Source organism: Streptomyces sp. NPDC054783, from assembly GCF_053611725.1.
The window spans coordinates 1-18,117 of the sequence record NZ_JBSHAY010000042.1 but is presented as its reverse complement, the minus strand read 5'-3'; the positions used below and the strand labels follow the sequence as shown (position 1 = coordinate 18,117).

At 72.3% G+C, this 18,117-nt stretch carries 17 protein-coding genes and 1 pseudogene; 6 read left to right on the top strand and 12 right to left on the bottom strand.

What is annotated here, in order from left to right; all coding sequences use genetic code 11:
• Positions 1–37 precede the first annotated feature (37 nt).
• Positions 38–1,027 carry a pirin family protein gene (locus tag ACWGJ5_RS40830; RefSeq protein WP_453314672.1) on the bottom strand — a complete coding sequence of 330 codons (990 nt, stop codon included), beginning with the start codon at positions 1,025–1,027 and terminating at the stop codon, positions 38–40.
• 407 nt (positions 1,028–1,434) lie between these two features.
• On the opposite strand from ACWGJ5_RS40830, the gene ACWGJ5_RS40825 reads away from it, so the two are divergent.
• Together ACWGJ5_RS40825 and ACWGJ5_RS40820 are read left to right on the top strand one after the other, a co-directional pair.
• Positions 1,435–2,613 carry an MFS transporter gene (locus tag ACWGJ5_RS40825; RefSeq protein WP_453314717.1) on the top strand — a complete coding sequence of 393 codons (1,179 nt, stop codon included), beginning with the start codon at positions 1,435–1,437 and terminating at the stop codon, positions 2,611–2,613.
• Positions 2,614–2,727: 114 nt separating this feature from the next.
• Entirely contained in the window at positions 2,728–3,597 is an 870-nt protein-coding gene (locus tag ACWGJ5_RS40820) for a LysR family transcriptional regulator (protein WP_453314716.1), read from the top strand.
• Here the strand turns inward: ACWGJ5_RS40820 and ACWGJ5_RS40815 are convergent.
• From ACWGJ5_RS40815 to ACWGJ5_RS40805, 3 genes are all read right to left on the bottom strand, one after another.
• Positions 3,590–4,585, bottom strand: a complete 996-nt coding sequence (locus ACWGJ5_RS40815) for an NADPH:quinone reductase (RefSeq protein ID WP_453314671.1) — start codon at positions 4,583–4,585, stop codon at positions 3,590–3,592. The genes ACWGJ5_RS40820 and ACWGJ5_RS40815 overlap by 8 nt on opposite strands.
• A 79-nt stretch (positions 4,586–4,664) precedes the next feature.
• Complete coding sequence (locus tag ACWGJ5_RS40810) at positions 4,665–5,552, bottom strand: MBL fold metallo-hydrolase (RefSeq protein ID WP_453314670.1); 888 nt, start codon at positions 5,550–5,552, stop codon at positions 4,665–4,667.
• A 238-nt stretch (positions 5,553–5,790) separates the two neighbouring features.
• On the bottom strand, positions 5,791–6,981 hold the full coding sequence (locus ACWGJ5_RS40805; RefSeq protein ID WP_453314669.1) for an acyl-CoA dehydrogenase family protein: 1,191 nt from the start codon (positions 6,979–6,981) through the stop codon (positions 5,791–5,793).
• Positions 6,982–7,347: 366 nt separating this feature from the next.
• Between ACWGJ5_RS40805 and ACWGJ5_RS40800 the strand changes: the two genes are divergently transcribed.
• Positions 7,348–7,734: a DUF2267 domain-containing protein gene (locus ACWGJ5_RS40800; RefSeq protein WP_453314668.1), complete on the top strand. Its 387-nt coding sequence runs from the start codon at positions 7,348–7,350 to the stop codon at positions 7,732–7,734.
• A 94-nt stretch (positions 7,735–7,828) separates the two neighbouring features.
• Here the strand turns inward: ACWGJ5_RS40800 and ACWGJ5_RS40795 are convergent, their stop codons facing one another.
• Positions 7,829–8,497, bottom strand: a complete 669-nt coding sequence (locus tag ACWGJ5_RS40795; RefSeq protein WP_453314667.1) for a dienelactone hydrolase family protein — start codon at positions 8,495–8,497, stop codon at positions 7,829–7,831.
• A 450-nt stretch (positions 8,498–8,947) separates the two neighbouring features.
• Between ACWGJ5_RS40795 and ACWGJ5_RS40790 the strand changes: the two genes are divergently transcribed.
• Positions 8,948–9,205 carry a hypothetical protein gene (locus ACWGJ5_RS40790; RefSeq protein WP_453314666.1) on the top strand — a complete coding sequence of 86 codons (258 nt, stop codon included), beginning with the start codon at positions 8,948–8,950 and terminating at the stop codon, positions 9,203–9,205.
• 67 nt (positions 9,206–9,272) lie between these two features.
• Here ACWGJ5_RS40790 and ACWGJ5_RS40785 read toward each other — a convergent pair whose 3' ends face one another.
• Complete coding sequence (locus ACWGJ5_RS40785) at positions 9,273–10,439, bottom strand: acyl-CoA dehydrogenase family protein (RefSeq protein WP_453314665.1); 1,167 nt, start codon at positions 10,437–10,439, stop codon at positions 9,273–9,275.
• A 285-nt stretch (positions 10,440–10,724) separates the two neighbouring features.
• Here ACWGJ5_RS40785 and ACWGJ5_RS40780 point away from each other — a divergent pair, with 285 nt between their 5' ends.
• Positions 10,725–11,906, top strand: a complete 1,182-nt coding sequence (locus tag ACWGJ5_RS40780) for a mannosyltransferase family protein (protein ID WP_453314715.1) — start codon at positions 10,725–10,727, stop codon at positions 11,904–11,906.
• A gap of 389 nt (positions 11,907–12,295) precedes the next feature.
• Here the strand turns inward: ACWGJ5_RS40780 and ACWGJ5_RS40775 are convergent, their stop codons facing one another.
• Both ACWGJ5_RS40775 and ACWGJ5_RS40770 read right to left on the bottom strand, forming a co-directional pair.
• On the bottom strand, positions 12,296–12,934 hold the full coding sequence (locus ACWGJ5_RS40775; RefSeq protein WP_453314664.1) for a hypothetical protein: 639 nt from the start codon (positions 12,932–12,934) through the stop codon (positions 12,296–12,298).
• A 486-nt stretch (positions 12,935–13,420) separates the two neighbouring features.
• Positions 13,421–14,389, bottom strand: a complete 969-nt coding sequence (locus ACWGJ5_RS40770; RefSeq protein ID WP_453314663.1) for an AraC family transcriptional regulator — start codon at positions 14,387–14,389, stop codon at positions 13,421–13,423.
• Positions 14,390–14,475: 86 nt separating this feature from the next.
• Between ACWGJ5_RS40770 and ACWGJ5_RS40765 the strand changes: the two genes are divergently transcribed.
• Positions 14,476–15,312: an NAD(P)H-binding protein gene (locus ACWGJ5_RS40765; protein ID WP_453314662.1), complete on the top strand. Its 837-nt coding sequence runs from the start codon at positions 14,476–14,478 to the stop codon at positions 15,310–15,312.
• 150 nt (positions 15,313–15,462) lie between these two features.
• Here the strand turns inward: ACWGJ5_RS40765 and ACWGJ5_RS40760 are convergent.
• From ACWGJ5_RS40760 to ACWGJ5_RS40745, 4 genes and pseudogenes are all read right to left on the bottom strand, one after another.
• Positions 15,463–15,915, bottom strand: a pseudogene (locus ACWGJ5_RS40760) (TIGR03618 family F420-dependent PPOX class oxidoreductase); the annotation flags it as partial.
• Positions 15,916–15,925: 10 nt separating this feature from the next.
• A complete protein-coding gene (locus tag ACWGJ5_RS40755; RefSeq protein WP_453314661.1) occupies positions 15,926–16,084 on the bottom strand; it encodes a hypothetical protein in 159 nt (52 codons plus the stop codon).
• Between the two features lie 169 nt (positions 16,085–16,253).
• Positions 16,254–17,540, bottom strand: coding sequence for a phosphodiester glycosidase family protein (locus ACWGJ5_RS40750; protein ID WP_453314660.1), 1,287 nt, complete (start codon positions 17,538–17,540; stop codon positions 16,254–16,256).
• A 137-nt stretch (positions 17,541–17,677) separates the two neighbouring features.
• Positions 17,678–18,073, bottom strand: a complete 396-nt coding sequence (locus tag ACWGJ5_RS40745; protein ID WP_453314659.1) for a GNAT family N-acetyltransferase — start codon at positions 18,071–18,073, stop codon at positions 17,678–17,680.
• Positions 18,074–18,117: the final 44 nt, after the last annotated feature.

The following is an 18,117-nucleotide window of genomic DNA, read 5'->3' as shown; positions in this document are numbered from 1 at the left end:
GCCTTTCGGAAGAGGGTCGTTGCACGCGTCGGACGCGTCAGCGGCGCGGTGGATTCCTGCGCGGGGTGATGACGGCGTTCGGCAGGGCGGGGGCGAGGAGACGGTGGCCCGGATACCCTTCGACGGCGCCGAAGCGAGCGGAGGCGTTCTGCCAGTCCTCCCGGGCCTTGGCGATGTCCTCGTGGCTGCGCCCGATGAAATTCCACCACATCACGATCTCCTCCTCGAAGGGCGTTCCGCCGAGCAGCACCGTCCGCGCGATGTCGTCCGTCTCGTTCGTCAGCGTCAACGCCTCGGCGCCCGGGGGGACATACCCCAGCTCCGAAGGACCTACCAGGGTGTCCGCCAGGCGCACGTCGCCCTGGTCGACCAGGAGGCCGTGCTCGAAGGCGGGGTCGACGGCGAGCGTGAGGGCCGCGCGCGGCCGGAGGACGATCTCGGCGCCGAGCAGGGGTGTGAAGGTCGGCACCGGGGAGACCCGGCCGGCGAGGGAGCCCAGGAAGACCCTGATCTCGGCTTCGTCGGTCAGCACCGGCTCGGGTGCGTAGTGCTGGAAGTCCCGTTCGGTGTCGCGGTGTTCCTCCGGCAGCGCCACCCACAGCTGTACGCCGTGCAGGATGGTGGTCCGCGGGGTGGAGACCTCCGAGTGGCTGATGCCGTACCCGCCCGTCATGAGGTTCAGCTCGCCGGGACGTACGTAGGCGTGGTTGCCCATGCTGTCCCGGTGCTCGATCTCGCCGGTGAACAGCCAGCTCACCGTCTGCAGCCCGGTGTGGGGGTGCGGGGCGACGTCCATCCCGCCCGTCACCGAGACGTCGTCGGGGCCGTAGTGGTCGGCGAAGCACCAGGCGCCGATCAGGGTCCGGGCACGCTGCGGCAGCGTACGGCGCACGGTCATCGCCCGGGGGCCGCCGAGGGGCACATCGCGGGGGGTCAGCACGTCGACCCGTGCCGCCCCGGTGGGCCGCTCGGCGTCCACTGCGCCACCGCACCGCAGTTCCGTGGGTTTCGTCTCGACGTTGCTCACCGTGGACCGCCTCCCGGATGGGTAGTTCTATATTCAACTATTATGCCATGACCCTGGGCGACCGGCACGGGACTTCCATCCGTGCCGACTCCCGGCTCGACCAGACGGTCGTAGTGCTGAACAAACTACGCGTTCTGCCCAAAATCGTTCGGCGCGACCACAGCGGACGGGGTTGGTCATCTCCATCGGAGATGACCGACATCCCGAATCATCGCGAACAGCGGGGAAGCGGAGGGAGCTGCCCAGCGCTTGTGCCCGTGAGAGCAGCGAGGAAGCTGCCGATCGTCGCCAGGCATCCCGCCGAGCCGGCCGCACCGGCTCCCGCCCCGAAGAAGGTCACCGTGTCCCAGTCCTCCGAACTCCGGACCTCGCACCAGGGTGCGGCCGGCGCCGAGCCCGCACACGGTGTGCCGGGCCGGCTGATCGCGCTGCTGGCCGTCGCCGCCGGCATGACGGTCGCCAACCTGTACTACGCCCAGCCCCTGCTCTCCTCGCTGCGCGAGGTCTTCCACACCGGTACGGCGGCGGCCGGCTTGCTGATCACGCTCACTCAGGTCGGCTATGTGATCGGCATGCTGTTCCTGGTCCCGCTCGGCGACCGGCTGGAGAAGCGGAGCCTGATCACGGCTCTGCTGGCGGTCACCACGGTCGCCCTGGTGGCGGCCGGACTGGCCACGAACTTCCCCATGCTGCTGATCGCGTCCCTGGTCAGCGGCGCCACGTCGGTCGTCGCCCAGATCCTGGTCCCGTTCGCCGCGAGCCTCGCGCCCGACCACGCCCGCGGCCGGATCGTGGGCCGGGTGATGAGCGGGCTGCTCACCGGGATCCTGCTCTCGCGGACCCTGAGCAGCCTGGTCTCCGATGTCGCGGGCTGGCGCGTGGTCTACCTGGGTTCCGCCGTTCTGATGGCCGTCCTCGCCGTCGCTCTGCGCTCGGCCCTGCCCCGGCACGCGCCCACCACGACCATCCCGTACGTCCGCGTGCTGCACTCCACCCTCCAGCTGATCCGCACCCATCCCGCGCTGCTGCGCCGTGGCCTGTACCAGGCGGCGATGTTCGGCGCCTTCAGCGCCTTCTGGACCACCGTCTCCTACGTCCTGACCGGCCCCGGGTTCCACTACTCCCCCGTCGGCGTCGGTGTCTTCGCGCTGGTGGGGGCCGCCGGCGCGGCGGTGGCTCCGCTGGCCGGACGATGGGCCGACCGCAGGCTGACCCGGCCCATGACGGGCGCCGGGTTCGCCCTCGCCGTGCTGGCCTTCGGCCTCGCCGGGTTCGGCCGGCACCACATCGCCCTGATAGCCCTCGCCGCCGTGCTGCTCGACATGGCCGTCCAGGCCACCCTGATCCTCGGCCAGCACACCATCTACCAGCTCGACCCCCACGCGCGCGCCCGCCTCAACAGCGCCTTCATCGCCACCTTCTTCCTCGGCGGCGCCCTCGGCTCCCAGCTCGGCTCGCTGACCTACCGCTCCGGCGGCTGGACGGCGGTGACGGCCCTCGGCGCCGCCCTCCCCGTGCTGGCACTGCTGTACTGGCTCACCGAGCACCGGAAGCAGGACCGGAACCCTCCCCGGTACGCCGCATAAGGGTCCCCGCCGAGGTACGGGCCCGGCGAACGGCGTCCGCCCACCTGCCGCCCGCATACCATGCAGCGAAGATCCGAGCCCATGGCACGGGCACTGCATCACCGGGAGCGGATGATGGACCTGCGGCAGATGGAAGCCGTCGTCACGGTGGCGGACGCGGGCGGGTTCACGGCCGCGGCGCGGCGGCTGCACGTGGTCCAGTCCGCCGTCTCCGGCACGGTCCGCGCCCTCGAACGCGAGCTGGGAACCCCGCTGTTCACCCGGAACACCCACCGGGTGGCGCTCACCCCGGCCGGGGAAGCCTTCGTACCCGCGGCGCGAGCCGCACTGCGCGCCGCCGAGCTGGCGCGCGAGGCGGTCGACGCGGCCAAGGGGGAACTGCGCGGGCGGGTGACCGTCGGCATCATGCAGGGAGTCTGGGCGGGCCTGCACCACGCGCTGGCCGCACTGCGGTCGGAGCACCCGGGAGTGGCGGTCCACCTGCGGCAGGCGGCGGTGACCGACATCCGACAGGCCCTGCGCGAGGGCACGGTGGACCTGGCGGTGGTGGCGCTGGACCGCCAGCAGCAGCGGGGGCTCGTGACCCGGCTGCTGTCCCGCGAGGAGATGGTCCTGGTCGTCGCCCCCGGCCGGGATCTCGCCGCGAGCGCTCCCGAGGGCACCGTCGAACCGGACACGGTGGCGCAGCTGCCCCTGGTGGACTTCACACCGGGCTGGGCGATCCGCCACGCCGTCGACCGGGCCTTCCGCGCCGCCGGCGTCGACCGCACCACGACCTTCGAGGTCAACGACATCGTGGCCGCGTCCGAGCTGGTCCGCAACGACCTGGGTGTCTGCATCATGCCCCGGTCCATCGCCGACCGCTTCCCCGACCTGACGACCTATCGGTTCACCCGGCATGCACCGAGCTGGAAGGTCATGGTGGTACGTCCGCACGGTGAGCCGCCCGCGGCGGTCGCGGCACTGCTGCGGCACATCAGCTGACGCCGGAGGTGAGGTCCGTACGCAGCACGACCCGCCGTCCGCGCAGTTCGCCCCTCTCCATCCGGGCGTGCACGTCGGCGGCCGCGCCGAGGGGAAGGACCTCGACGCCGCGCGGGCGCAGCGCACCCCGGCCGAGCAGGTCGTTGATGTACGCGGCAGCGTCCGCGAGTTCGTCGGGTGTCGCGTGGGAGATCACGAACCCCACGATGGAACGGTCGTTCATGTACAGCGCCCCGGCGGGCAGCACGGGGCGGGTCCGGGCGCCGGCCAGCAGCACCACGCGGCCCCTGCGTGCGAGCAACTCGACCGTGGTCTCGAGGTCGTTGACGCCTGCCGTGTCCAGGTACAGGTCGAGCCCCGACGGCGCCGCGCCGCGGATCTTCCCGGTCAGGTCCGGATCCCGGTAGTCGAACACCTCGGCCGCGCCCAGCTCCGCGCAGTACTGCGCGTCCCGCGCGGCGGCCGTGGCGAGGACGCGGGCACCGGCCCGCACCGCCATCGTCACCAGGGCACCGCCGACGTTGCCCGCGGCGCCGGCGACCAGCACGGCCTCCCCCACGCGGAGCCGGCCGTGGACGAACAGTGCCAGATAGGCGGTCGCAGCCGGGTGGAACACGGCCACCGCCGCGTACGGATCGGCTCCCTCGGGCAGGCGGTACAGCCGGTCGGCGGCCACCACCGCCTGCTCCGCCGCCGCGCCCTGCCTCCCGCCGTGCCCGAGGCTGTTGCACCACACCCGGTCCCCCGCGCGGAAGCCGGTGACACCGGGGCCCGCCTCGGCGACCGTGCCGACCAGATCACGGCCCACGACGAAGGGAAAGTCGACCTGTGTGGGGAAGAGTCCCGACCGCACGAACGCGTCCACCGGGTTGACCGTGGTGGCCAGGACGTCCACCAGTACGTCGGTGGGGCCGGGCCGGGGCGCGGCGATCTCGCCGTACCGGATGACGTCGGGGGAACCCAGCTCCTCGATGTACGCAGCACGCATGGCACCACATGTTTCCACTTCACGCCGGAAACCGCCCAGAAGGGCAGGAAGTCCCCCGATCGACAGCCGGGCCGGGCCGTCACCAGCGCACGGCGGTGAAATCGACGGGCCGGGGCCGCTGTTCGCGGGTCCGGGCGGTCAGCCCTCGCAGTCGCCGGGCCATCTCGTCGGCGGGCAGGCGCCGGCGGTCGCCGTGTCCCGGCAGCAGCCACTCGAAGCGCAGTCGACCGGCGGTGCGCGCCAAGGAGGCGGCCAGTTCCCGGATGGAGTACCAGGTGACGCTCTCGGCCACCTCGATGTCCCCGGTGCTTCGCGACCAGTAGAAGCTGTCGCCGCTGAAGCAGTACCGGTCGTCGGCGAGAAAGAGCACACTGCCCCGGGTGTGGCCGGGCAGGGGGTGGGCGGTGACGCCGTCCGCGACGTCCACCGGGTCGGTGCCGTGCAGCACACAGTCGGCGTCCGGGGCGGCGGCGAGGTCTCCCTGGTGGATCCACAGCCGCGCGCCGAAGCGGTCGGCGTAGCGGCGACCGTGCGCGGCGTGGTCGCGATGGGTGAGCAGTACGTCGGTGACGGGGCCGAGCGTCTCGTAGCGCGCCGCCAGCGCGGTGCTCCAGCGCGGGGTGTCCACCATCATCGCGGTGCCGTCGGGGCGGCGTAACAGGTAGGAGTTGGCACCAACGGTGCGCGTGGAGTTGTGTCCGCACAGCTGGACGGTGTCGTCCAGAGCCATCGGGAAGGGATCCAGTGCCGCGTCCAGCCGCCCTCCCGGGGGACGGATCGAGCGGGTGGGGCAGGCATGCGCGGCGGTGTGGAGCTGCCTCGCCTCGGTTCGGTCCCGCGGCTGCCGCAGCACGGCCGAGCGCCCGTCGACCTCACCGATCAGGCCAGGCGCGAGCTGCCGCGCGACATCGCAGTTGGTGCACCGCTCGTCCACGAACCAGCCGTCCTCGAACCGTCCACCGCTCATGACCCGTTCCCTCCGCGCCGTCTCCGTCGACCGACCTCTCACCCTCCAGGGGTATCCGACGCCGGGCGAACAGGGGAAGGGCCCCGGGATCTTGTGGTTACCGCATGGCACTGCTCCGACGAGGCCCGTCCCATGGCCGCCGCGGAGATCCGGGCGCGCCCGCGGGACGGGCCTTCGGCGGCAAGGACGACCGGTGGTGGTCGCCGTATCCGCCACCGTGCCTGCCGGATCGGCGAGGTCAACGCCTCGGCTGCGCGCTCTCCACGCCGAGTGCCCAGGCCCCGTAGGCCGTGCCGGTGGTCTCGAAGGAGAAGATCACGTGGGACGCGGCGGTGTTGACGTCGCGCCAGAACCGCTGGACGGGGTCGGACTCGAAATGGCCCGTCGTCCCGGTGCCGCGGAAGAGCCGTTCGACGGCCGACACCGACAACTCGACCGCCAGCGCGAGGTCCCGTGGACCGCGGACCGCCGCCTCGTCCTCCTTGGTCTCCTCGATGCCGTCGGCGACCCGAGCGGCCCGCTGGACGAGGAGTTCCGCGGCATCCGCCTCCGCGGCCGAGCGCGCCAGGTCGATCTGCACCGACGGCTTCTCGCGCAGCGGGGCGCCCCGCCGGTCGACCCGCCGGAGGTTCTGCTCGGCCGCGGTCCGCACCGCGCCCCTCGCGGCAGCCACCACAGGCACGGCGAGCGGCAGCGCGTTCACCGCGTTCACCGGGACCGTGTGGCAGCGGGCCTCGGAGGCCGTCGCCCGTCCCGCGTTGATGTCGAACCTCGACAGGGTCAAGTGCTCGGGCACGAAGACGTCGTCCAGGACCATGGTGTCGCTGCCGGTCCCGCGCATGCCCAGCGTGAACCAGGTGTCCTTCACCGTGATGTCCGCCTGCGGCACCGCGAAGAACCGCACCTCGCCCCGCCCGTCGGGGCCGACCTCGCCGGGTACGGCGGAGCAGGCGAAGACCCAGTCGGCGAAGCGCACCCCGCTGATGTACTTCCACTCACCGCTGAGCCGCCAGCCACCGGCGGCGGGCTCGGCCTGCCCGGCCGGCATGAGCGCGCCCGCCATGAGGGCGTCCGGCCCGTCGGCCCAGATCACCGCCTGTCCCTCGGGGGGCAGGTACGCGCCGTACCGGGCCGCGTAGGCGGACAGCGAGGCGGCCCAGGCAGCCGAGGCGCAGCCCTCGCCGACGAGGGCCACCGCCGAGGTCATGTCCACGAACCGGCCATCCGTGCCGCCGAAGGCCGCGGGGACGAAGTGCCGGGCGAAACCGGCCTCCCGCACCGCCTCGACCACCTCGGGCACAAGGCACCGGGCGGCCTCCGTCTCGTCGCTGCACCGAGCCGCGATCTGCGCCACACGAGGAGCACCGGCGACGACCGCCGCCACGCTCGGCCTCTCGGCAAGGATCGTCGCTGTGCTGTCGCTCAGCATATGTTCGCCACCTCCATCGGGATGGCCGCAGTCTCTCCGGCGGAGCCCGCGACAGGCGGCACCCAAGCCGGGACCGGCCCGTCAATCACCCGACCGGCTTCGCTTCGACCGCATCCGGCTCGCCCCGTCGGCCGGGCGGGATGCGTCGGCTCGCCGAGCTCCCCCCACGACCGGCGAGCGGTCGGTCTCGTACACGGCACCCGAGAGAGCAGTTGTCGAGACCTTCCTCCGTTTCCTCGCGGCCTGCGACCACCGAACCTACAATGACGACATCACCCGAGTCCGTCGGCCGCCCGGAACCCGGCCGCGGCGGACGGGAAGGGTGCGGCTCGCCGTGATGGCCTGCGACGACAGTGGGAGGCCGCCGTGCAATTGGAAGAATTCCTGGACCAGGTCCGCGATCGGGGCGAGTACCGCAGCCGCGAGGAGACCGAGCACGTCTGTGAGGCGGTCCTGTGGGTGCTCGCGACCCGGATCGCCCCGGAAAAGGCCGACGAACTGGCGGCCCGGTTGCCCGCCCCGCTGGACGAGGCCCTGCATCTGGACCGAGGGCGTCCCGAGACGTTCGACTGTGACGAGTTCCTCCGGCGGGTGTCCGTGCAGACCGGCGCCCGGCCCCGAACGGCCGAGTGGGACGCGGACGCCGTGCTCTCCACGGTGGCCGACGCCGTGCCCGACCGGCAGATCGACCACATCCTGTCGGGGCTGCCGACCCGCTACGCCGAGTTCTTCGGGAGGCCGAATCCGAGCTGACGGGGAATCCGTGCCGGCCGGGAATCCGAGCCGACGGGCGACTTGGCGAGCGGCATCACGAACGGCCTCGCGCCGGCCCTGTCGCCGCGAGCGGTCACTCGTGCTGCTGCGCCTTCTCCTCGGTCAGTCGTTCGTCGCACCACTGCCTGGCCACCTCGGCGACCTCTTCCAGGGCTCCGGGTTCTCCGAACAGGTGGGTCGCACCCGGAACGATGTGCAGGGCCTGCGGAACCCGCAGGTACCTGGCCGCTTCCTCGTTCAGCTCCTGGACCTGCTGGTCCTGGCCGCCGACGATGAGCAGCACCGGGGCCTGCACCCGTCCGAGGGCATCGCCCGCCAGATCGGGCCGGCCGCCTCGCGACACCACGGTCAGCACCCTGCCGGGGCGCTCGGCCGCTGCCACCAGCGCCGCTGCGGCGCCCGTGCTGGCGCCGAACAGGACGACCGGGAGGCCGCGGGTGTCGGGCTGGGTGTCCATCCAGTCGATCGCTGCCACGAGCCGTCGGCCGAGGAGCGGAATGTCGAAGCGGTGCTCGCCGGTCAGCGCGTCGTGCCGCTCCTCCAGTTCGCTGAGCAGGTCCATCAGCAGGGTGCCGAACCCGGCGGTGCGCAGTTCGGCGGCCACCATCCGGTTGCGCGGACTGTGCCGGGAACTGCCGCTGCCGTGTGCGAAGAGCACCACGGCCCGCGCCGCCGTCGGGACCACAAGGTCACCGGAGAGTGTGGCGTCGCTGGTGGGAACCAGAACCATGTCGGAGATCATCGGTATCACTTCTTTCACGCCTGCCGACCTAGCGGATCACGGCGGATCACCAGGATCCAGATGTCCTCCACCTCCACCATATCGACCAAATCGAAGCACCGTATGTCCCGTCCTCCGTACAAATCTCCTGACCGGTCATCCGCCGTGGGACAACTTCTGCGCATGGGGCACTTCACGGCATCGGTCCTGGTGAGGCGATGAGCGGCTGGTGGTCCTCCCTGGAGGCACGGACCCGTGGGGAGATCGGCACGGAGGTGCTGCGCGACCGCTGCATCACGGCCGTCAAGGCCGCCTGGGACGCGCTACGCCCGCTCGGGGCCGGCCTGCGCGAGGCGCAGGAGGTCGTCCACGCCCGCTACGACGCCCTCGGCGACCGCGTCCGGCGGCAGGCAGCCCGACCCGCTCGACCTCTCCTCACTCGCAGCCCGCGCGGCCGCGCATCCGGGCCGGGTGGCCGCGATCGAGGCGGTCTGGGACGGCGACACCGTCCATGACTGGTTCGTGTGCCTGGCCGCGGTCCTGGAGGATCCGGACGGGGAAGGACATCTGGCGACCGTCTACCAGCACACCGACGGGCCCCGGCCGGCCACTGCCGCCGCCGAGGCAGGACAGGCCCTGGCCCACCATCTGGGGATACCGTTCCACTTCGCTTCCCCGGACGTCCCCGACGACGAGGCCCCGCGCTGGCGACGCCCCAGCGCGTCCTGATCTGCTCGGTCAGCTGCGGGACGACGTCGGACAGGCCACCGGAAGAACTACACGCTGACCACGATGTTCACGCATCCAGCCCTCCTCGCTCGACCAGCCGGCTCGCGATCACGTTCCGCTGGATCTCGTTGGTGCCCTCTCCGACGATCATCAGCGGCGCGTCCCGGAAGTAGCGCTCGACGTCGAACTCGGTCGAATAGCCGTAACCGCCGTGGATCCGAACGGCGTTGAGGGCGATCTGCATCGCGGTCTCGGACGCGAAGAGCTTGGCCATGCCGGCCTCCATGTCCACGCGTCGGCCCGCGTCCGACTCCCGGGCCGCGTACAGCGTGAGCTGGCGGGCGGCGGTCAGCGATGTCGCCATGTCGGCCAGGTAGTTGCCGATGGACTGGTGCTGCCAGATGGGCTTTCCGAACGACTCGCGTTCCCGGGCGTAGGCGAGCGAGTCCTCCAGGGCGGCCCGGCCGACGCCGAGCGCGCGGGCCGCGACCTGGAGCCGGCCGGTCTCCAGTCCCTTCATCATCTGCGCGAAACCCTCGCCCTCGACGCCGCCGAGGACCGCGTCGGCCGGTGTGCGGTGGTCCTCGAAGGCCAACTCGCAGCTCTCCACGCCCTTGTAGCCGAGCTTGGGCAGGTCGCGGGAGACGGTGAGGCCCGGACCGTGCTCGACGAGGAGGATCGAGATGCCCTTGTGGGCGGGGCTCGCCCCGGGGTCGGTCTTGCACAGCAGCGCGATCAGTCGGGCGCGGCGGGAGTTGGTGATCCAGGTCTTGGATCCGTTGACGACGTACCCGGCGGCGTCCCTGCGGGCGACGGTACGCATGGCCTGGAGGTCGGAGCCGCCGCCGGGTTCGGTCAGCGCCATGGTGGCCCGGATCTCGCCGGTGGCCATCCTCGGCAGGTAGCGCCGCTTCTGTTCCTCGGTGCCGAAGTGCAGCAGCAGCTTGGCGACCACGGTGTGGCCGCCCATGGCACCGGCCAGACTCATCCAGCCCCGGGAGAGTTCCTCGGTGACGAGGACGTAGCACGGCATGGAGACCGCGTTGCCGCCGTACGCCTCGGGGACGCCCAGCCCGTAGATCCCGAGTGCCTTCATCCGCTCGATCAGGGCCTCGGGGTAGGTGTCGGCGTGTTCCAGCTCCCGGACGACGGGCTTCACCTCCTTGTCGACGAACTCTCGCACGGTCCTGACGACGAACTGCTCGTCGTCGGAGAGGCTGTCCAAGGTGCTCACGTTCTCCTCCTCAGGACCGGATCGGCGCGCGGCATCCGTGGTCGGCGAGTTGGCGAGTCGGCGAATGGTGAGTGGTGCGTGTGAGTGGCGAAGGGTGGTGCCGGAGCCATCATGCACGGAGGTGCCGGAAAGCTCATGAGGACCGCATGGAAGCCGTCACCCTCCCCCGACGGCCCGGTCACCACCGCAGCCGGCATCGAGTACGGAACAGACACGGGAGGCTGCCATCCGGGTGTGTTCCGGATTGCGCTCGTGATTCCGGCCGCTCATGGTCGGAGGGTGAGCATGTCACCCGCACTGCGGCCGCCCGACAGCCCTCGTGAAACCGGCCGCGGTCGGGTGGAGGGTGTCCCCGGCGTTCTCCGGGCCCTCGGCGTCTTCGGGGCCGTTCGGCTCGCCGGGGTCGTCCTGCTGATCGTGGTCGACGCGGTGGCCGGCCGCCCGTTCGGGAAGAGCCTGGCCCATGCGTGGGACTCGGTCTGGTACCTGCACATCGCCGAGCACGGCTACGGGACCCAGCTGCGCATCACCAGCACGGGGGCGGTCCAGACCGACTGGGCGTTCTTTCCGCTGTATCCGGGGCTCGTCCGAGCCCTGCGCGGCTTGCTCCCCCTGACCGCCGGGCAGGCCGGGCTGCTGATCGCCTGGGGTTCCGCGGTGCTCGCCGTGTACGGCATCTACGCGGTCGTCCATCACCTCTACGGGCGCACGGTCGCCACCGCCGTCGTCGCCCTGTGGGCCGTACTGCCGCAATCGGTAGCCCTCACCCTGGCCTACACCGAACCCCTGTTCACGGCATGTGCCGCCTGGTCCCTGTACGCCGTGCTGCGCGGCCGCTGGCTGACCGCGGGCTCGCTGGCGCTGCTGGCGGGCCTCGCACGGCCGAACGGTGTCGCGGTCGCCGCGGCCGTCGCCGCCGCGGCCGCGCACGAGGTCGTACGGCAGCACGGGCGCGCCTCCCCGGGCCTCCTGCTCGGCACGGTCCTCGGTCCACTGGGCTGGGTGGGTTATGTGCTGTGGGTGGGACGGAAGACCGGTGACGTGTGGCACGGCTACCTGCAGGTGCAGAGTGCGTGGAACTCCCGCCTGGACCTCGCGGTCGGGCCCCTGCGGTTTCTGCAGTCGATGCCGTTGCAGGGCAGTTGGGTGACCTATCCGGTGTCCGTGGTCCTCGTCGTGGCAGGGATCGTGTCGTTCCTCGTGCTGTGTCTGGAGCGCGCCCCGCTGCCGTTGGTGGTCTTCGCGGGCGTGCTGCTGCTGTTGGCGGTCGCGGTGTCCGGCCCCTTCTCGTCCAAGCCGCGCTTCCTCCTTCCGGCGTTCCCCCTGCTCATCCCGCCGGCCCGCGCCCTCGTACGGGCGTGGCCCCAAGGCCCCTCGCCCCGGGCCCGCCTGGTGTGCGCCTGCCTCACCGCCCTGTCCTTGCTCTACGGCGTCTACCTGGCGGCCCTCGCCACCCAGCCGCTGTGAGGCACCGGCGCACGCGCACCGGCCATCCGGCGCACCGCCGTACGCCACATGGGCCGGACGGCAGGTGCTGTTCGGCGGTGCTGAGAACCGTCTGCTCGGGCAGCGCGGCGCGCAGGGCCCGGGCGGCGCCGGCCGGGCCGTCGTCCTGCACGGCGGGCTCCTGCCGGGTGACGACGGTGACCATGGGCTCGCGCAGCGCGGTCAGCAGGACTGGAGAACGGCCGCGCTCCGGCAGGGACAGCCAGGTGAGCACCGCTCCGCGCGCCGTGGTCGGATGGGCCAGGCCGAACCCGACCGACAGATCCCAGCCGGCCCTCAGGTCCTCGATGAGGTCCTGCGGGTGCGGGTCAGCCGGGGCGCCGGTCAGTCCGGTCCGGTGCCCGGGACGGTCAAAGCGCCTGCAGGGTCCAGCGGTTGAGCGTCTCGCCGCCGGCGTCGTAGGTGAGCCAGGTCCCGTCGCCGAGCGGGCGCGCATAGGTGCCGGCAGGGCCCTCCGGATAGGCCACCGTCCCGCGTATCTCCAAGGTGTGGGCGTCAAGGATGCAGTGGCGGGGGCGCTTGCCGTCCTCGGCGGAGTCGAGGGTCGACGCGATGACGGTGCCGGCGTCCACGAAGCCGCAGGTGTAGTCCCAGTGGAGCGGGTCCTCGTCGTCGTCCGTCGCGGCCGGTCTCTCGGCTAGCACGGTGCCGTCCAGGGCGTGCAGTCGTATGTCGGCGCCGTAGTGCTCGACCGTCAGGAAGCCCCCGTGCGCGGCGTGGACGTCCATGAGGATCCGGTCCATGGTCTCGTTCAGGTCCCAGCCGGTCAGCTCCTTGCCGTCCCATCGCGCCCAGTGCAGCAGGATGCCGTCCTGGCCCATGCCGATGCACAGGCCCATGTGGACGCCGTCCGGGTGGGAGAGCTGGTGCGAACCGGCGGCGGCGCTCTCCAGCGGCGTCGCCGCCAGCTCGCGTCCGTCACGGGCGTCCAGGACGACCCAGCGCTCCTCCCATTCGCCCCCTCCGGCTCTGTCACGATGTGCGCCCACACCAGCCCGCCGTCGTCCGAGACCCGGCAGGAGCCGTGCTCGAGCCCCCGGCACACCTCCTGCTCGTCCCCGGTGTGCGGGTGGCCCATCTCCGGTCCCCAGCAGCCGTGCCGGTACTCCCACAAGGTCTCACCGCCCGTGCCCACGGCCCGCACCGCGCGCTGCCCCGAGAAGACCGCGAACGTGCCGTCGGGACTCACCGAGTGGACACCGCCGTCCCAACCCGGCCAGGGCAGCGGGAAGACGGCGCCCGGGGCGCGCTCTCCGGCGAACACCTCGTCCAGGTCGTACACCTCCAGCTCATGGCCGTTCTGGAGGAGGGCGCGGCGCGAGCCCGTCCCGCGGCTCTCGAAGGCGAAGCCGTCGACCAGGGCGCGTCCGCCGGGCAGGCGGACCGAGTCGCGCAGTTGTGCAGTGATCGGCATGGGTCCGAAGGTAGCGGAGGCCACTGACAAGGGCCGGGACCGAGCAGGCGGACGGATCGGCTCACTTGGGGTTCGTGTCGTCGGATCGGCCTGCCTGGCGGCGCCACATCGAGGGTGCGGTGCCGTGGCGGCGTTTGAAGGCGACGCTGAAGGCGAACGGGTCCTCGTAGCCGACCTGGTGGGCCACGGCCGCGACGGTCGCCTCGGTGTCCCGCAGGAGGTCCGCCGCCACGGCCATGCGCCAGCCGGTGAGATAGGTGAGCGGCGGCTCGCCGACCAGGCCGGTGAAACGGGCGGAGAACGCGGCGCGGGACATGCCGAGACGGGTGGCGAGTCCGGCGACCGTCCAGCGCTGCGCGGGGTGCCGGTGCAACAGGCGCAGGGCCTCTCCGACGGCGGGATCGGTGAGCGCGCGATACCAGGCCGGGGGCGCCGCGTCGGGGCCTGCGCACCAGGTGCGCAGGGCCAGCACCAGGACGAGGTCCAGCGCCCGGTCGATGACGGCGTCCTGTCCGGGTTCGTCACGCGCGATCTCCGCGGCGAGCAGTTCCAGTGCCGGCCCCGTCCGCGGTCCCGCGCGCACGATCGCCGAGGGCGGCAGCAGGCCCAGCAGCCGGTCACCCACATCGCCTCGGAGTTCGTAGGCGCCGCGGAGGAGGACCGTGGCCCCGGGCAGGCCGTCTCCGTACGTGCGCGGTGCCAGGCCCCGTCGCACCCCCGCCGCCCTCTCGTCGCCGGCGACCACCTGTTTCTCCCGGCCTCGGATCACGACCTGGGGCGGGGTGGTGGGTGCATCGGCGATCGTGTACCGGCTGGCTCCGCTGATCAGGGCGATGTCGCCGGTGGCGAGCCGCACCGGTGCGGCGTCCGGGTCGTCGAGCCGGACCGAGACGTGCCCGGCGAGCGTGGCGACGACCGTGAGGGGCGGCGCGTCGACGAAGCCCAGCGACCACGGTGGCCGCTGGACCAGCTTCCGGACCAGGGCGTTCCTGGCACGCGCCCGGTGCAGCAGATCGCTGAGCACGTCCATGTCCGCCCCCAACGCTGGACGATCACAAAGGTCTTGGCGATTGTCTCCCATGGATCGTCTCCGGCGCGTGGCGTTCCCTGGAGGGCATGAAGAACATCCTCGTCATCGGCGGCACCGGCAAGACCGGCCGCCGCATCGTGCGGCGCCTCGAGGCCGCCGGCCACCCGGTTCGCACGGCGTCCCGCACCGGCGGAGACATCCCCCTCGACCTGGCCGATCCGTCGACCTGGGCCCTCGCCCTCGACGGCGTCACCGCCGCCTACATGGTCGAACCCGACCTACGGACCGGCGTGGACCACGAGGCGCGGATCCCCCGGTTCGTCGCCGAAGCGGTGGACGCCGGCGTACGACGGCTGGTGCTGCTGTCGGCGTACGGCGTGGGCGAGGCCGACGACAGCCATCCCCTCAAGGCCGCCGAACGGGCCGTGCGGCGCTCGGGCGTCGACTGGACGATCCTGCGGCCGGACTGGTTCTCGCAGAACTTCGGCGAGGGTCCCTGGCTCCAGGGGATCCGGACGGCGACCCTGTCCCTGCCGACCGGTGACGGCCGCACGCCGTTCGTGGACGCCGAGGACATCGCCGAGGTCGCCGCGTCGGCGCTGACCGAGGACCGGCACGGCGGCCGGACCTACCTGCTGACCGGTCCACGGGCGATCGGCTTCGGTGAGGCGGCCGACCTCATCGGCAGGGCCACCGGACGTGTCGTCCGCCATGTCGACGTGGATCCCGATGTGTTCACCGAGCGGCAGATCTCCTGCGGTGTGCCGGCCGACGTCGCTCGCCTGCTCACCGGCCTGCTCGTGAACGTCCGTACCGGCCGGGGCGCCACGGTCGCCGACGGCGTCGAACGAGCCCTCGGCCGGCCGCCGAGGCCGTTCGAGGACTACGTCGCCGAGACCGCCGCCGCGGGTCTCTGGACCTGACCCGACTGCACCAGGTCCCCGGCTGGTGGGGCGTGGTGCCGTCGGCGGGAACCGCCGGCCGGGCCGGGTGACTTGCTCGACGCCCGGCCCTGGCCGGATTCTCCCACGCCTACGCAGCCGAGCGTCGAGGGGACGGGTGGGCCGGGGCCGGCCCTCGATGTCCAGAGCCGTCCCGTACAGCCGGTCCACCCGCAGCCGGATCACGCCCCTGCGCTCGGCCACCTGCTGTGCGAGGAAGGCGTCCTCGTCCTCGGGCCCGGCGGCCGGTGGGAGCACCGCGAGGAGTTCCCGCCCGACCGCGTCACCGGGCACCGAGGTGATCTCGGAGACCTCGGCGGATCCCTCGGCGACGGCGAACGACCACACGTCGCCGCCCTGCACATCGATTGCCGCCCGAGGATCGCGCCGCAGATGCCTCGCCTTCACGCGGTCGGCCGTCGTGGACAGCCGCACGATACGGGCCTCGGGGTCCCAGGCGTAGAGCGTGGTGGTGAGGTGGGGGTGACCACTTTCCCTGACCGTGGCGAGGGTGCCGAACCGCTGCTTGGCGAGCAGATCGGAGAGGGCCTCGTCGGACCGGGGCCGGGGTGCGGGTCCTTCAGTCGTACGGTGATCAGCTCCCGTCCGCGAGACGGTGTTCCGGGTGCCGTGTCCCCACCTGGCGCCGTCGGTTCGTGCACACCTCCGCCCGGTCCGCGCTCTCGGCGGCGATGCCGTTGCCGACCTGGTCGCTCCAGTGGTCGCGGATCTGCAACACCGACCATGTCGGCATCGAGGCCTCCCGCTTGCAGCGTGCCCAGCCTTCCCACCGTCGCCCCCGACAAGCAGGAGAGCGCCCGGGTCGCCGTACCGCTGCCGCTGGAGCGGATCGACGACCCGGACGCCGCTGCCGTGCACGGCCATGTGACCGGGCACCGGATCACCGTGCGAGGGGGCGGGTCTCAGTCCTCGGTGGAACGGTACGGGCCGGGTACGAAGACCAGGGCGTCGCCCACGGACCGCTCGGTGGGCCCGCTGGGGTGGTTCACCAGGGTGCCCTCGACCGACATGGTGGTCGAGCCGCCGCCGTCCAGGTTGACCGCGTCGGTCAGGCCCAGGGCGTCGGCGACCGCCGCCGTCTCGTCCATGGTGGTGCCAACGCTGGTCGTCATGCGGCCGTCGATGGTCGCCAGGACGACCTTGCCTTCGCGGGTCGTGCCGGCGATCGTGCGCGGGTTGCGGTCGAAGAAGCTGCCCGAGCCGGCCGGCACCACGATCCGGCCGTGCGCGGTGAGGCGATAGCGGCCGTTCACGCCGAACAGCCCCGGCCGGACGGGAAGTCGCCGGCCCTGCTCGTCCGTGAGCACGGAGTCGGTACGCAGGCAGCCCCCGTCGACGGTGTGCAGCAGGGCCGCCGCGTCGGCGCCCGTGGCCTGTACCGAGGTCTGGCCGGTGGTCAGGTGTGTGCCGCGGGCCGTCTGCGTGCGGACGACGCAGCCGTGCCGGTCGAGGACCGCCTCGACGCCCGCTCCGGAGGGCGTGGTCTCGGCGAACTCGGGGGTGAAGCGCACGACGTCGCCGGGCACAGTGCACCGGGTCGGATCGCTCAGGTCGGCGCAGGCCGCCGGGACGGTGGGCGGATGGTTCACGTACTTCAGCGGCAGCGTGGCTCCGGTCCGCCGGTTGTGCAGGCTGCCCGACCAGCTCAGCCGGCCCATCAGGGCGCGGTTGTCGTGGGCGTCCACGACGAAGTCGGCCTCCGTGGGGTCGCCGGTGGGCTCGCTGAGCAGCCGTCCGTCGTAGAGGCCGAGGCCCACCGGGTCGCCGGGATACTGCGCGCTGGCGGTGAAGGTGAAGAACGAGCCGTTGACGCCGGCCAGGGCCGCCGAGGAGCGCACCAGGTCGGTCGTCTTCTCCGTGTGGGCCAGGTCGGGGCCGTACGTCGCCTTCAACTGCCCGCGCGCCCGGCGCGGGTCGATGGTGAGGACGTCGACCACCCAGGGGCCGCGTGTCGTGGTGTTGATCCGGTCGGCCGGGGCGGGTTCGGTCCCCCGGACGATACGGGTGAGGGTCACACCCTCGGCCAGGGTCTGTGTCGTGCGGGTCTCCGCGAGGCCGGGGTCGCCGAGCGGGAGCGTCGCCCCGGCGGCGGTGGCCCGGCCGGCGGGCGGCGCGAGCAGCAGGAGCAGGGCGGCCGCGGTGAGCGTCGCCGCGCGGGTCAAGCCGGGTCTGTACGAGGTGAATGCCATGCACGCGAGACTGCTGGGCGCGTCGGACGTCTACCCGTGCGGCGGTTGATGTGCCGGTCCCGGTTCGGTTAACTGCCGGTTACACGGGTCGAGTTGGCGGGACCGGCGGGCAGGAGCCCGGGCCGGGGCGGACGGCGTCAGAGGGCGATCAGCCCCGCTACCGTCTCTGTCAACCCGCAGGCGTCGAGGTAGAACGGACGAAGGTGTTCCTCGAAGTCGACGTGCAGCCACTCGCACTTCGCGGCGCGCGCCTCCTCGGCCGCGGTGGCGACGAGCGCGCTGCCGACTCCCTTCGTACGGCAGTGCCCGGCGACCACCGTGTCCAGGATGAAGGCGTGCACTCCCCCGTCCCGGACGAGGTTGACGAACCCGACCAGCGTCCCGTCCTCCCATGCGCAGACCCAGCCGAGACTGTGCCGCTCCAGTCTCGTCCGCCAGTCGGTCCGGGCCACCGGGTGGCCGAAGCCGGCGGCGTGCAGCGCCTCCAGGGCCGCGTTGTCGAACTCGCCGCGCCACTCATGGGTGATCTTCATACCGGGATCGTAGTGACGCCGCTCGTGAGTGCGGGTTCCTCGGC

Coding starts and splice junctions, on each gene's coding strand:
- ACWGJ5_RS40820 (WP_453314716.1), top strand. CDS start 2,728: ATGGACCTGCGGCAGATGGAAGCCGTCGTCACGGTGGCGGACGCGGGC.
- ACWGJ5_RS40815 (WP_453314671.1), bottom strand. CDS start 4,585: ATGCGTGCTGCGTACATCGAGGAGCTGGGTTCCCCCGACGTCATCCGG.
- ACWGJ5_RS40810 (WP_453314670.1), bottom strand. CDS start 5,552: ATGAGCGGTGGACGGTTCGAGGACGGCTGGTTCGTGGACGAGCGGTGC.
- ACWGJ5_RS40805 (WP_453314669.1), bottom strand. CDS start 6,981: ATGCTGAGCGACAGCACAGCGACGATCCTTGCCGAGAGGCCGAGCGTG.
- ACWGJ5_RS40795 (WP_453314667.1), bottom strand. CDS start 8,497: ATGATCTCCGACATGGTTCTGGTTCCCACCAGCGACGCCACACTCTCC.
- ACWGJ5_RS40780 (WP_453314715.1), top strand. CDS start 10,725: ATGTCACCCGCACTGCGGCCGCCCGACAGCCCTCGTGAAACCGGCCGC.
- ACWGJ5_RS40770 (WP_453314663.1), bottom strand. CDS start 14,389: ATGGACGTGCTCAGCGATCTGCTGCACCGGGCGCGTGCCAGGAACGCC.
- ACWGJ5_RS40765 (WP_453314662.1), top strand. CDS start 14,476: ATGAAGAACATCCTCGTCATCGGCGGCACCGGCAAGACCGGCCGCCGC.
- ACWGJ5_RS40755 (WP_453314661.1), bottom strand. CDS start 16,084: ATGCCGACATGGTCGGTGTTGCAGATCCGCGACCACTGGAGCGACCAG.
- ACWGJ5_RS40750 (WP_453314660.1), bottom strand. CDS start 17,540: ATGGCATTCACCTCGTACAGACCCGGCTTGACCCGCGCGGCGACGCTC.
- ACWGJ5_RS40745 (WP_453314659.1), bottom strand. CDS start 18,073: ATGAAGATCACCCATGAGTGGCGCGGCGAGTTCGACAACGCGGCCCTG.